Raw genomic sequence first — 14,205 nt, 5'->3', positions numbered from 1 at the left:
TTTCTTATGCCGAGAGCATTAGGTCGTCCTTGCTGGTTTCGCGGGTAAACAGCAGGCCGATGATGGTGAGAATCGCTGACGCCGTGAGGAAGTAGCCTACCCAGGGTAGGCCATGAGTCTTGGCCAGATAGCTGGCCACGTAGGGCGTTGCTGAAGCTCCGAGCACGCCGCCCATGCTGAAGGCGAGCGAGCTGCCGGTGTACCGAACCGAGGTGGGGAAGAGTTCGGAGACGACCGTGCCGAGCGGGCCGTAGGTCATACCCATGAGAGCGAGCCCAAGGGCCAGCGTGGCGAAGGCGCCAGCGTGGCCGGACTGGAACATCGGCGCAAAGACGAAGCCGTAGAGAGCAATCAGAACCGAGACGCCCAGCATCACGGGACGGCGGCCCTTCTCCGCAAGCAGCGCGGAGATCGGAATCGTCAGTGCGAAGAAGAACATGCTGCCCAGCTGCATGTAGAGGAACGTATTGCGCGAGTAATGAAGCGCACTGGTTCCATAACCAAGCGTGAAGACGGTCATGAGATAGAACAGCACGAAGGTCGCGATGCAGGTGAGCGTACCGGCGATGAGCGGGCGCGTGTACTTCGTGATGACGGTTCCGAGCGGCAGCTTGACCGGTTCGGAGCGCTTAACTGCTTCCTGGAAGACCGGTGTCTCCGTAATCGTGAGTCGTACATAAAGCCCGAGCAGCACGAGAATGGCTGAAGTGATGAACGGGATGCGCCAGCCGAAGCGGAAGAACTGGTCGTTGGTCAGGTACTTCGAGATGAGCAGGAAGATACCGCCGGAGAAGACGAAGCCGATCGGCGCACCAAGCTGCGGGAACATGCCGTAGAGTGCGCGCCGGTTCGGCGGAGCATTCTCAACAGCAAGCAGCACCGCGCCGCCCCATTCGCCGCCGAGCCCGATGCCCTGGCCGAAGCGGCAGAGCGCCAGCAACAGCGGCGCGACGATACCGATGGAGTGGTAGCTGGGAACGATGCCGATGATGAACGTCGAGAGGCCCATGGTGGAAAGGGCGATGACGAGCGTGCGCTTGCGGCCGATGCGGTCGCCGAAGTGTCCGAAGAGCGCCGATCCTACGGGCCGTGCGACAAAAGCCACGCCGAAGGTGGCGTAGGAGAGCAGGATGGCGGCGTTCGGATCGCTGGGAGGAAAGAAGAGCTTCGGAAAAACAAGCGCCGCAGCGATGGCGTAGATGTAGAAGTCGAAGAACTCGACGGTGGTGCCTACCAGGGAGGCGAACAGCACCTGTGCCGGTGTGTTGATTTTCTTGTGGTTCGCGGACATGATGCTTCCGATGTTACCGCGCCAACAGGGAGTTGCAGCGCGTTATAAGAGCTTGCTATAGGCAGTTTAGTCGGCTGCGGCGAGTTCCTGGTCCTTGTACTGAAGCTGGTAGAGCTTGTAATAAAGTCCGCGAAGCGCCAGCAACTCCTGGTGAGTGCCTTGCTCATGGAGCTGTCCCTTGTGCATGACGAGGATAGTGTCGGCACGTTGCACGGTGCTGAGACGATGCGCGATCATCACGCTGGTGCGGCCTGTGATGAGCCGTTCGATCGCCGAGCGGACGCGCAGTTCTGTCTCGGTGTCAACGGAGCTGGTGGCCTCGTCGAGGATGAGGATGCCGGGCTGGTGCGCGAGCGCACGGGCAAAGCTGATGAGCTGCTTTTGGCCGGTTGAGAGCGTGGAGCCGCGTTCGAGCACGGGTTCGGAGAAGCCGGCAGGTAGCGTGCGGATGAAGTCTGCGACGTTGACCTGTTCTGCCGCGTTCTCGACTTCGTCGTCGGTGATCCAGTTGGAGCCGAGCCGGATATTCTGCGCGATGGTACCGGAGAAGAGGAACGGGTCCTGCAGTACCACGCCGAAGCGGCGGCGCAGGGCCGTGATGTCCTGCTCACGAACGTCGACGTCGTCGATGAGGACCTGCCCGGCCTGAACGTCGTAGAAGCGCATCATCAGCGCGGTGATGGTGGTCTTACCCGCGCCGGTGTGGCCGACAATGGCAGCGGTGTTGTCGGGGGCGACGGTGAAGGAGACGCCACGGAGAATCCACTCAACGTCCGCAAGGATGGCGGGCAGGATGGAGGAGGATGTTGAGAGCTGCGGCAAGGCCGCGAGCTGGTCATCGCTCAGTTGCTGATAGGTGAACCAGACGTTGCGGAACTCGATGCGTCCGCTGCCGTTGCCTTGCGCAGGGGACATTGGCGCTGCGATATCCGTATCCGTGTCGATGAGCTTGAAGACGCGCTCGGCGGCGGCCATGGCGGCCTGCAGGATGTTGTACTTGTCGCTCAGGTCTTGAATCGGGCGGAAGAAGCGCTGGGCGTACTGGATGAACGCGATCAGCACACCGATGGTGACGGTGCTGAAGATGCCGCTGGCGAGATGGTGCGCGGCGATCGAATTCGTATTACGCATGACCGCCAGACCACCCTGCCAGAGCACGAGGGCGATGGCGATGGAGCTGAGGAACTCGACGACGGGATAGTAGAGCGCGTACGCGAAGATGGCGTCGGTCCAGGCGACCTTATTCTCTTGGTTGACGGCGGAGAAGTCTGAGAACGCGCGCTTTTCGCGGTTGAAGATCTGCACAATGCTCATGCCGGAGACATACTCCTGCGTGAAGGAGTTGATCTTGGCGGTGGCGGCGCGCTGGCGGCGGTAGCTTTCGCGCACATGGTCGCGGAAGAGCTTGGTGGCATAGAGAATGCCAGGAATAACGGCCAGTGTGAGCAGAGCGAGCGGCCAGCTCATACGCAGCATGATGACGACGATGAACGTCAGCGCGAAGACATCTTCGAAGATGGCCAGCACGCCGGAGGTGAACATCTCGTTCAACGCGTCGACATCTGACGTCACACGGGTCACAAGGCGGCCAACCGGGTTGCGGTCGAAGAAGCCGACGTGCAGGCTCTGGATGTGGCGGAAGATCTGCTTGCGCAGGTCGAACATGATCTGCTGCCCGGTCCATTGCATCAGGTAGGTCTGCACGAACTCCAGGCCGAAGCTGAGCAGCAGTGCGGCGAGATACAGCATGCCGATCTGCGTGACGCCGGTCGTGGCGTTGCGCGAGAGATGGCGGCCCAGCCACCCCGGCGAGCCGGTCGGGGCAAGATACGTGTCGACGGCGACCTTCACCAGGTAGGGGCCAAAAACGTCGGAGAGCGCCTTGATGAAGATGGCGATCGCAGAGACGACGGCTTGCAGCGTGTACGGGCGCAGATAGCCGAGCAGACGGCGTGTCAGCACGCTGTCATAGACTTTTCCTGCGACATCGTCGTCGATGCCGGGGCGCTTTTTTGCTTTGGTTTTTTCGGGGCTCTGCTTCTGGTCTGCCATCGGTCTCTCTTTGATTGTAGAAGCCGTGCCCACGATGCGTGAAAGAATGGGAAATGTGAGTGATAGCCGCAAAAACGTGCCGTTGGGGCTCTACATCAGTGTGCCGTTTTGCCGCCACAAGTGTTCGTTCTGCAATTTTGCCAGCGGTGTGGGCACCGATGCTGCGATGGCCTCATATATCCAGTCGCTGACGGCAGAAATTCGCTCGGCAAGGCAGAGCGCGGAGCGGTTGGGAGCATTGCTGCCGGAGGTTGTAGACACCGTGTACTTCGGCGGTGGGACGCCGAGCCTGTTGGAGCCGCAGCAGTTTGCCGCTGTCTTTGCGGCGATGCGCGAGAGCTTCACGCTCGTTCCGGGCGCTGAAATCACGCTGGAGGCTGCCCCTGGGCAGATCGGCGAAGCTTCGCTGGAAGCCGCGATGCGCGAAGGTGTCAACCGCGTGAGCCTTGGGGTGCAATCCTTTGTGAACGCCGAGAGTGCCGCCGTGGGACGAACGCACACCGCAGAGGATTGCTTTGCAGAGTTTGCCCGGCTGCGTGAAGCCGGTATGGGCAACGTCGGGATGGACCTGATCGCCGGGCTGCCGCTCCAGACGATGGCGAGCTGGCAGGAGTCGCTGCAGGCGGTGGATGAGTCCGACGTGCAGCATGTGAGCGTCTACATGCTGGAGGTCGATGAAGACTCGCGGCTGGGGCGTGAGGTGCTGAAGGGCGGAGCCCGCTTCAGCGCGCCGTTTGTGGCGAGCGAAGAAGTTTCGGCTGCGATGTACGAGCAGGCCTGCGAACGTCTGCCGCAAGCAGGGTTCACGCAGTATGAGATCTCGAACTTTGGCCGCGAAGGCTTTGTCTCTCGGCACAATCGCAAGTACTGGCAACGAGCGCCGTACCTTGGCCTGGGGCTGGATGCTCACTCCATGCTGCACGCAGCCAGCGGCGGCGATCTGCGATTTGCCAACAGCGATGATCTCGCCAGCTATGCTCTGGGAAGCCGCACACTACCGCAGCTTGTGGATGCCGATGCGGCCTTTGAGGAGAGTGTCTTTCTCGGGCTGCGGATGCTGGATGGCATCGACGAGCGAGATCTGCGAGCGGTGTTTGGTGATCGAGTTGAAGGTGTTGCCCTGGCCGCAGAAGAGTTACGTGCCGAAGGGCTGATGGATGTGTCGGAGGGCCGATGGCGGCTTACCCGGCGAGGACAGTTGGTTTCAAACGACGTGTTCGGGCGGTTGCTCGAAGACGTTGTGGCGAAAGTTTGAGGAGCGTTGAAGTGGTGAAGATGATTGATCTGCGTAGCGATACCGTGACCCGTCCCAGCGAAGCGATGCGACGCGCCATGGCCACGGCGGAAGTCGGCGACGACGTGTACGGCGAAGACCCGACGATCAACCGTTTGGAAGCGCGGGCGGCTGAAATCTTTGGCCGCGAAGCCGCATTGTTTCTGCCCACCGGCTCGATGGGCAACACGATCGCCGCACGCCTGCATACCGAGCACGGGCAGGAGATCATCTGCGAGTCGCGCGCGCACCTCATTGATTGGGAGATGGCGATGGTTGCGGCGTTTGCTGGCTGCGTTCCACGCACGGTTCCAGCGGACCAGGGCGTCCTGCGTTGGGAGAGCATTGCGAAGGCGATTGCGCCGAAGATCTACTACAAGGCGCAGACCGCGCTGGTGTGGATCGAAAACACGCACAACATGGCAGGCGGGATTGTTACGCCGCTGGAGGAACTGCAGCGCATTTGGGCAGGGGCGAAGGCTGCTGGCCTGCGCACGCACTGCGACGGCGCTCGCATCTTCAACGCGGCAGCTGCGCTGAACTCTGACGTGAAGAGCCTGACCTCGGGCTTCGACACGGTGATGTTCTGCCTGTCGAAGGGGCTGGGAGCCCCGGTGGGCTCGATGCTTGTTGGCTCCAAGGAGTTGATGGACAGGGCCCGTTCGTATCGCAAAGCGCTCGGCGGCGGCATGCGGCAAGCGGGAATTCTTGCGGCTGCTGGCTTGATCGCGCTCGAAGAGATGCCCGCACGCATTGCAGACGATCACCGCAATGCGCGGCTGCTGGCGGAAGCCGTTGCCACATCGCCTGCCGTTCGCATCGACGTGGAGCGCGTGCAGACGAACATTGTGGTCTTCGAACTGGCTAACGGTGGCGATGCCTTTGCGCTCGTAGCTGCGTTGAAAGAAGCCGGTGTGTTGGTGAGTGCGATCGGACCACACGCTGTGCGCTTGGTGACACATCTGGATGTCAGCGATAGCGATTGTGCGCTGGCGTGCGAAAAGCTCGTGACTGCGCTGAAGGCGCTTAGCAGCTAGCCATCGGCTTAGGACGTGCGGGCTGCGGGGAGGGTCACGATCAGCTTGGTGCCGTGCTGGTCTTTCTCCATGCTGGTTTCAATGTCAACGTGGCCTCTGTGCTTTTCGACGATGCCGCGGCTGACCCAGAGACCCAGCCCCGTTCCTTGCTCGCCCTTCGTTGTAAAGAAGGGCTGGAAGAGATGAGCCAGAACCTCGGCGGGAATTCCCGGACCGCTGTCTTCGACTGTAATCATGACGCCTTCTGGATCGCTTGACGCATCCATGGAGACGATGAGCTTTGAACCTCTGGGCGAAACATCGAGAGCGTTTGTCAGCAGGTTGGTGAAGACCTGGCGCAGCTCTGCGGGATACCCCATGATCGTCGCTTCAGGCAGCAGCCTGGTTTCAACGGTAACGCCAGCTTGCTCCAGATGGTGGTCCAGAAGAAGCAGAAGACTCCGGAGCAGGGAGGTCATTTCCACGGCAACCGGAATCTTTGATTCCCGGTACATCCCCAGCATGGCTCGGCTTATCTGCGCGACGCGGTCGAGTTCGTTCGATGCCATGTCGAGGAACTCTCGCTGTTCTTCGGGTGCAGGATTGTTGCGCAGCAGGTAGAGCAGGTTGATGACGGCGTCGAGAGGATTGTGAATCTCGTGTGCGATCGTAGCTGCGAGCCTGCCTGCAACGGCGAGCTTTTCGCTGGCAAGCAGAGCATGCTGCGTTTGCCGCTGCTCGGTGATGTCGCGGAAGACAATGACGGCTCCGGCAGGCCGATGATGATTGTCAAAGATGGGAGAAACGCTGTACTCCAGCAGCGTTTTCGTGAGCTCGTCCTGCTTTCGCAGAAGCGCGTAGCTCAGGCTGCCAGCAAATGACCCGTACTCGTGGGCCGTGATGTTCAGCGAAGAAACAGGGGCCTTTGTCTCCTCGTGCAGCAGTGGCAGAATTTCATCCAGTGGACGACGCAGAGACTGCGCCTGAGAGTAACCCGTCAGCTCCTGCGCCACCGTGTTGAGCATTTCGACCCGTCCATCACGATCACACACAATTACGCCATCGGCGATAGAGGTCAGAACGGTGCGAAGGCGCTGTTCTGAGTCACTGGCTTCAAGGGCATTCCGTCGCAGGGCTTCAACGGCTGTTTGGAACGCGGTGGAGACGGCGCGCAGTTGACCTCGTGAAAAGACACCGACCATCAACCCGATCGCAATAGCGAGGCCGATGGAAGCTTCGATCGTATGCCTGACCGTTGTGTGGAAGTCCGCAACGGCTTGGTCGCGCACATCTCGCTGAGACAGCGTGAGGGTACGCGTTTCACGTACCAGGTAATCCATGCGCGCTTTTTCGCGAAGGTTCAGCCCTGGATCCGAGGTGTACTCGCCCGCCCGTACCGCGGCGATGAGCGGCTCTGCGATCTCTTTGCGGTATGCCTGATTGTCAGCGTTGATTCGATCGACGATCTGGGTGGATTCGTGGAGTGCGCTCAGGCCCGTGCGGAGAGCGGCAAATCCTCTTTGCAGCGGCTGCTCGGCAAAGGTGTAAGGCTGCAGGAAGATTTCGTTGCCGGTAATCTGATAGCCGCGCAGGGCCGTTTCCTGCTCCGTAAGGTGAAGCATGATGGCAACGCTGTAAGAGATATTGCGGTCGGCGTGTTGGATTCGCTCAACGGTGTGAACCGCAGAAACAATCTGCCACACGAACACGGCTGCGATGATCAGCAGAGCTGCAACCGGCAGCAAAAGCACCTGCAGGAGTGTTCGGTTGAGCTGCGAAAGGTTCACGGCAGTTCAGCACTCTCTACTGACGTCGGGGGCTGTTTCGGCGTCTGGGGGAAAAGCCGCCCCAGCTTTTCGAGCAGCGCCGGTGCTCCCTCTCCCTTGGTCATATAGACGTTGACCAGCGACGTGATCTCCGGGGTGAGCCCCAGGTAGGCGCTGAGCAAGAGGATCGGTACCTTCGGTTTCGCCTGCTTCATCGCGGCAGCAACCTCGCCCCCGTTCATGCCGGGCATGGCAAAGTCGAGGACAACCGCTTCGACAGGCTGTTTCTTGAAGACGTCAATCCCGGTCGGGCCATCGAGAGCTGTCAGCACACGATATCCCGCTCGTTCCAACAGAAGTTTGCGAACCTGCAACCCAACCCGCTCGTCATCGACACAAAGAACGAGCGGACCACTTTTGTTTGACATCGATACGCTCCTTTCCTTGACGATTCCTTTAGCCGGTAGAACGAAACATCCTGCTCCGGGCAAGCTCGAATGTGTCCCGAGGATACCATTTCAGAGCGAAGAAACGGCTGCATCTAGCGTGTCATTACTTTCCCGGAATGGGGCATGACTTATGGTGCAAACCACTCTATCAACTGACCGGACAACGGGTAGTACAACGCCAGGGAAACAGTGGCAGGCGTCAGGGGAGACCGGCGCAGAACCTCGGCGTAGCGTTCGAGCTGGGCCCGGTACTTTTCTTGCTCTGCCTCGAGGAAGACCTGGTCGGAGCGCGTTCCTTGTTCTGTCGTTTTGAAGTCCACAATCCATAGACAATCGTCCCCATCCTGTCCCACGGCTGCGCCTGCGCGGAAGACCCTATCGGCCCGCACGGTCTGCTCCTGGGAGGTGAAGGCGGCCTCGCTGGTTGCTGCGGCATGGGGCATCAGCAGCCAAAGCCCTGTGGGATCGAGCATCGTCTTTTGCAGCGCCCGCAAAGCTCGATGAGCCTCTCGCGTCGCCAGGGTGAAGGGCAGGCCTTCGTTGCGAAGGCTGGCAAGAAGCCGAGGCTCCCATTGCGGCAACTCGGCCTGAAGCGCCGTCGTGGAAAGTCCCTCGGACAAACGCTTCGCAGAGAGCTCCAGAAAACGGTGAACGACATTGCCAAACGCGCGTGCCGCCAGCGAACCTTCAGGCCGGGCAAAGAGCGGGGGAGCCGCAGCGGCCTCGTAGCTGAGCCGACTGGCTGCGTTCGAGCTAAAGCGTGCCAGAGGATCAAACGCAGAGGGCAATCGCTGGTACTGCGGACGTGGCAGATCAGCGGAATCCGCTTCCGCCGCGAGCGTAAGTCCGTAAGCCGGGACGTTGGTCGCTGGCTCGTTTGCGGAGGCATCCTGTGGCTCCGCTTCGAGGTGGAAGTGCAGCATGGCTGCGGTGTCCACCGCTTCCAGCAGGCTGCCAAAGTCAGCTTTGCCCAACCCCTCCTTCGTCTCTTTCCGCATGGCGAAGAGATGAAGCGCTTCACGGGCGCGAGTGCAGGCCACGTAGAAGAGGCGCTTGCGCTCTGCAGCATCTCGCTGCTGGCGTACGCCACGCAGCCAGCTGCCCAGGCCTCCGGCCTTTTCTCCGCTGCGATGAACCGGCGCGAGGATCACGGTGCCTGCGTCGTCGGAGTTGGCGTCAAGTTGCAACCAGTCAAGAAGCTCGTGGCCCTGCATGGGCGGGCGACGCTCAAGACCGGGAACCAGGACGACATCCCACTCAAGCCCTTTCGATTTGTGGATCGTCATCAACTCGATCTGCGTAGGAGTGGTGTCGGCTTCGGCGTAGAGCTTTGCCAGCCGCGTGCTCACCGTCTGTGCATCGAGTCGGCCATCGTTCTGTTGCTCGATCTCGCGCAGCAGCGCAAAGAAGCGCTCTGCGTTGCGTCGTTCGTCGGGTTGCAGCGGAGCGTCGAAGCCGAGCGAAAGCCAGCTTCGTTCGATTAACGCAGACCACGGCATCTGTCCTCGCCGTTCCATCGCTGCTTCCAGTACCGTCCATACTCGCGTCAGCCGCTCTTGTCCTGCTTCCGAAAGCAGGTGCAGGCGATTGCGAACGAGCTCACCTACCGTTGCCTGGCGGTCTGCTTCCGGGCCTTCGCGGGTAAGTGTAAGCAGGTCGGCCATGCCCAGCCCGCACGGGGGCGCATGCAGCACAGAGAGCCACGCAATGCGGTCCGCAGGATGTAGCAGTGCTCTCGTCAGGGCAAGGGCATCCAGCACCTCCTGCCGTTCGGCCAGCGAATCAATCTCCACGGCGCGGTAGGGAATGCGATGCTTGCGAAGTTCCTTGGCGATCTCCGTAAGATGTGGACGCGAGCGTGCCAGCACCGCGATCCGCTGCGGTTGGGCCTCGCTGAGGTACGCCTGCAGAATGCTTCGAACTTCACTGGCTTCATTGCGTTTGTACGCTGCCATGCTCGGCTTGGCGCCCGTGTCATCGTTGGTCAAAACCGTCGTGTGCCAGTGGAAAGCGTCGGGCTCACCAGCAGAGCGTTTGGGAAGCGCCGCGACAAAGGGAACATCGGAGGCCTGACCGCGCAGAGCATCATCGTTTGGTGGAGGGAAAATGCGCTGGAAGGTTTCATTGAAGCCTTCCACCATGAAAGCCTGCGAGCGGAAGTTCGCCGTGAGTTGCAGCGCGGTGAGCGGAACATCTCCAATGCACTCCTCGCGCACCGTACGCAGGAAGCGCGTGACATCGGCCTGTCGAAACGCATAGATCGACTGCTTGGGGTCGCCGACAAGAAAGAGCGTTTGCGATTGCCCGTCCCAGGAACGAGTGAGCAGCTCAAGCAGGTTGTACTGCGCGGCGGAGGTGTCCTGCATCTCGTCGACGAGCAAATGCCGCAGCCTTGAACCGCTGGTCAGCGCTGTATCCGCCAGTGTCGGTTCGGCGGAAAGTGCCTCGCGTGCTGCGATCGAAAGCTCGGTGAAGTCGCACTCGGAGCGTTCAGCGAAGAGGACCTTGAGCTCTGCCAGAGCGTGTCGCAGCACGAGAAAGAGCGCCTTTGCTACATGCCAGTCCTCGTCAGAGTAGCGAGTCGGCGGAAGGTGAATCACTGCGGTGAGTGCTGCCTGTAGGCGGTCCTGCTGGATCTCGGCGATGATCTCTTTCAGGCGATCGGCAGAGGCTTTGGGGAGCTTCACCTTCAGCGTCGACACGGCCAGAGAACGACGCCACTCGCCATCGGATTTGAGGATCAGGTGAATCAGTGCGCGCCAATGATCAAGCGTCTCCGCTCTCTCATCAGGTGGCGTTTGTTTGCCGGCACAGATTGCCAGCGGCGAATCCTGACCGCCGTAGCCGGGCTCCCCGCTGTGACGATGAGCCATCTGCGTGAGCTCCGCAAGAAGGTCGTCCGGCATCAGTTGCAGCGCCCGCTGAAGCCCATTGCAGGCGATCGATTCCAGCGAGGCTTCCAGCCTCGGGCGCACCTCGGTATCGAGGCGGTCCTCACTGAGCGAGGCCGCATCGAGTGGCACAAGCTCGCCCCACTGCTCACGCATCGAGAGCATGTTGGCGATCAACCGCTCCATGTCGTTGAGCTTGCCACCGCGATGCAGCAAAACCGTTCGCAGGGCAGCATGAAGCCGCGCATCCTGGCCGCCAAGATGGAAGGACGTACGCCTCGCGGCCAGCAGATAAAGCGCTTCGGCCGATTGCACCGGCGTACGCTCTCCGCCGGAGCCCGAAAGCACCGGCACAGAGTTCGCAATCGCCGCGCAGACAGAGTCAATCGAGCGAATGTTGAGTCGTTGTGCGCCTTCGAGCAGCCGCCAGCCACCTTGTCGGTCGCGCTCCAGCACCTGCAGCGCGGAGTGGCGCAGCTCTCGCTCGAACTCCTGGGCGTCTTCCGCGAGCGGCGCGCCCCCCGCAGCGTTGCGAAGCTGCTCCAGCACGCGTTCCGCAAGCTCTGCGGTAGCCTTTCGCGTGAAGGTGATTGCAAGAACTTCGTCCGCGGCACTGACGTTGGGGTCGAGCAGAAGACGCAGGAACCGCTGCACCATCAGCCCCGTTTTGCCCGATCCCGCAGGCGCTTCCACAATGAAGCTGCGCTGTGTGTCGAGCGCAAGGCGTCGTGCCGCGCTGTCGTCGTTTTGCAGCGAAGGGAATGTGAGGACGTTAGACATCGCCTGCACCCTCCTCTTGCTCTTCTTCCAGCGACTGCAGCAGAGCATTGGCGTCGACGCGGCAGAGCAACCGTTGCGCGCAGTGTTGGCAGTTGATAGCGTAGTTCTTCGGCGAAACCGTGTTCAGGCCCGCCGCAAAGTCCTCCGCCAGCGACTCCAGCACACGCTTCCACTCTTCCGCCGCCTGTTCCAGGTCAACCTGTTGCGGTCGTTTTTGCGGAAGGATGCCCTCCTCGGCCTGCCAGCCATCCCACTTCATCTCTTCGCCGAGCCGCAGCTTGGCAAAGGTCAGCGCACGCAACTCCGTGGGCTCGCCTTGCAGAGCATACAGAGGAAGCTGCGGATCGTCGGGTCGGTCGCCCTGCCAAGCTGCTGGCCTGGCCGCCGCACCGGTCTTGTAGTCGACATAGACTAGCCCTCCATCTGGCAAACGGTCGATGCGATCCATACGCAGCTTCAACTCCAGCGGTCCAATGGTGGCGAGTTGATCGTGCTCGCTCCCGACAACCTCAAACGGTCCGCGCTCCAACTCGCGCCCAAGCCACACCCACAGCAGCGTAAGCATCTGCTCGCGCTGTACCGAGAGGTAAGCCGCATCCCAGCTATTGTTGGTGGAAAGAATGCGGGCAAGCGCGTGATCGACAGCCGCTTCGAGCAACTCTTTCCGCTGCAGGTCGGTGGCGTCGCGCAGAGCCTGCTGCGACTTCATCTGTTTCCAGAAGAAGTCCAGCGCGTTGTGCAGCGTGTTTCCGCTCTCGATAGCGTCGAAGCCTGCGTCCTGAACCCGTGCTTCACGGCCGCCGAGGCGGATCTCCGCAAATGCCTGAAAGCCACAGGCCGCCTGCAGCCTGAGCACACGGGCCCCACCCGAAATTTCCCGCGAAGGCAAAGGCGGTAAAGCCGTGTCTTCAGGAACGTCTTCCAGGCGAAGCGGTTCTACCGCCGCTTCGGGTTGCAGCAGATTGCTGGCCGCAAGTGTGGGGAGATCCGCAATCCAGCCAGAAGCGCGCAGCTTGCCTTCGCCAGACTCTGCCGCATGTGTAAAAAGCATCTTGCTGACACTCAAACACAGGCTCGAAAACTGGCGTTGGGCCCGCTCGGCGTCCGCTTCAGGATTCGTTCCAGGCATCCGCAGCGAACGTTGCGCCGCGCGATCCAGCAGCGGATTCGCGCGTGGCATATGCGGCAGATTGTTGTCGGTTGCGCGCAGGAAAACGGCGAAGTCGAACGCCATTCCTGCGGCAGCTTCCGGTGACAAAACCTTCAGGCGACCTCGTGTATTTTCGGGCGCTGAGGTTTGCGAACAGAGCCGACCCAGCTCCGAGAGGCACTCGGAGAACGTCACACGAGAGCCATGGACATCCAGCGTTACGAGCAGGTCGAGCACGCTCCCAAATGTTGCGTGCAGCTCCGTTTCGCTTGCACTCAGGGGGCGTGGTCCGGGCCATCCCGCCGTCCGCAATGCAAGGTGAATGGTCTCGACCCAATCCGCATACGTGCGGCGCGGCGCGAGAGCCCGCAGTTGAATCGAGACCTCTGCCAGAGCTGCAACCCACTCGACAAGGTCGCTGTCCGGGACACGTTTGCGTGCCAGGTCAAGCACCGCTGCAAGGTCCATCTCGGGGCGGAGCAGAGGCCTCGCCTTGACGGCATAGTTGTCGAAACGAGCAGCGGCATCAGGGTTCTTGGCGAGTGCCGTGTAGGGCGAAAGCAGCAGGACGGACAGGCGATCGAGGCTGAGAGCTCCTCGCAGCCACTGAAGAAGAAGCAGCGCATCGGAAGCGAGCGCCTGGCTGGCCAGCGGTGTTCCGCTGGAAAACTCCCACGGCGCCGCTGCAAGGTCCTGGCGGATGTCCTGCAACTCCGGCGTCAGCACCTCGCGCAGTAGAGGCTCAAGATTCACGCGCTCCGTAGCAAGCTCCGGAATAAGCAACGCTGCGCGTGCCAGCGGCTGTTCCATCATCTGCTGCCGAAGCCAGCGAAGAGCCACACGGGCTTCCATCCGCTCGTCGGGCAGTTCTGTGGTCGCATGTTGCGGTCCGGTGCTGGCTTTCCACTCCAGGTCAACAAGACGTGTGCCTGCTGCCTCAAAGGCTGCAAGCAGTTCTTGCGCTGCGGGGGGATGCTCCCCAAAGCCGAGAAGGTAAAGCCTCTTCAGCAAAGGGACGTGGTGCTGCGCGAGATGCTCCGTCAGCGCACGCTCAAGCTGCGAAGCGGAAAGAAAGCGGTCGCGCTGCGCCTGCTTCGCAAACAGCTCAGCCCACGCTGCGAAGACCTTTGCATCATGGGTTCCAGCGGTAGCCTTCAGGCGTGTTTCGAACGTCCACGCCGAGGCAAGCGCGAAGGCGGAGCTCGCCAGGTTCGCAAGAGCATCCTCCGGCGCAAGAGCGGAGTGGTCAGGATCAGCCAGAACAATGTCGCGCCACAGACTGTGTTCCTGGGCTGCGTTCAGCAACAGCCGGTCTTCATACCCTTCAACCAGCAACTCGGCAAAGAGGGAACTCAGCCAGGACCGCCAGTCGTAGATCGCAGGCGGCTCCCATAGCGTTTTGCCTGCTGCCGCCTGGGCCTCCTGGAACGCCTGTCGAAGTGCCGCGGCCGAACGGGCCGTTGGCAGCAGCACCACAGCCTTCTGGGCCAACAGCGCGAGTGCTTCGTCTAGGGTGACAGGGCGTGGCGGCATACTG

The 14,205-nt window shown here is 61.2% G+C and carries 8 protein-coding genes; 2 read left to right on the top strand and 6 right to left on the bottom strand.

Annotation, left to right across the window (positions count from 1 at the left end; translation table 11 throughout):
* Nucleotides 1-4 precede the first annotated feature (4 nt).
* Complete coding sequence (locus PW792_08945) at nt 5-1,291, bottom strand: MFS transporter (protein MDE1162057.1); 1,287 nt, start codon at nt 1,289-1,291, stop codon at nt 5-7.
* A gap of 66 nt (nt 1,292-1,357) precedes the next feature.
* On the bottom strand, nt 1,358-3,343 hold the full coding sequence (locus tag PW792_08940; protein MDE1162056.1) for an ABC transporter ATP-binding protein: 1,986 nt from the start codon (nt 3,341-3,343) through the stop codon (nt 1,358-1,360).
* 34 nt (nt 3,344-3,377) lie between these two features.
* Here PW792_08940 and hemW point away from each other — a divergent pair, with 34 nt between their 5' ends.
* Together hemW and ltaE are read left to right on the top strand one after the other, a co-directional pair.
* On the top strand, nt 3,378-4,598 hold the full coding sequence (gene hemW / locus PW792_08935; protein MDE1162055.1) for a radical SAM family heme chaperone HemW: 1,221 nt from the start codon (nt 3,378-3,380) through the stop codon (nt 4,596-4,598).
* Between the two features lie 20 nt (nt 4,599-4,618).
* Nucleotides 4,619-5,653, top strand: a complete 1,035-nt coding sequence (gene ltaE / locus PW792_08930; GenBank protein ID MDE1162054.1) for a low-specificity L-threonine aldolase — start codon at nt 4,619-4,621, stop codon at nt 5,651-5,653.
* Nucleotides 5,654-5,661: 8 nt separating this feature from the next.
* Here ltaE and PW792_08925 read toward each other — a convergent pair whose 3' ends face one another.
* From PW792_08925 to PW792_08910, 4 genes are all read right to left on the bottom strand, one after another.
* Nucleotides 5,662-7,419, bottom strand: coding sequence for an ATP-binding protein (locus PW792_08925; protein MDE1162053.1), 1,758 nt, complete (start codon nt 7,417-7,419; stop codon nt 5,662-5,664).
* A complete protein-coding gene (locus tag PW792_08920) occupies nt 7,416-7,826 on the bottom strand; it encodes a response regulator (GenBank protein ID MDE1162052.1) in 411 nt (136 codons plus the stop codon). Before PW792_08920 ends, PW792_08925 begins: the two co-directional genes overlap by 4 nt.
* 149 nt (nt 7,827-7,975) lie before the next feature.
* Nucleotides 7,976-11,518, bottom strand: a complete 3,543-nt coding sequence (locus tag PW792_08915) for a UvrD-helicase domain-containing protein (GenBank protein ID MDE1162051.1) — start codon at nt 11,516-11,518, stop codon at nt 7,976-7,978.
* Complete coding sequence (locus PW792_08910; protein ID MDE1162050.1) at nt 11,511-14,201, bottom strand: PD-(D/E)XK nuclease family protein; 2,691 nt, start codon at nt 14,199-14,201, stop codon at nt 11,511-11,513. Before PW792_08910 ends, PW792_08915 begins: the two co-directional genes overlap by 8 nt.
* Between the last annotated feature and the right edge of the window lie 4 nt (nt 14,202-14,205).

The sequence above is a fragment of the Acidobacteriaceae bacterium genome (assembly GCA_028283655.1).
Lineage (GTDB): Bacteria > Acidobacteriota > Terriglobia > Terriglobales > Acidobacteriaceae > Granulicella.
This window is presented reverse-complemented; position numbering and strand designations above follow the sequence as displayed.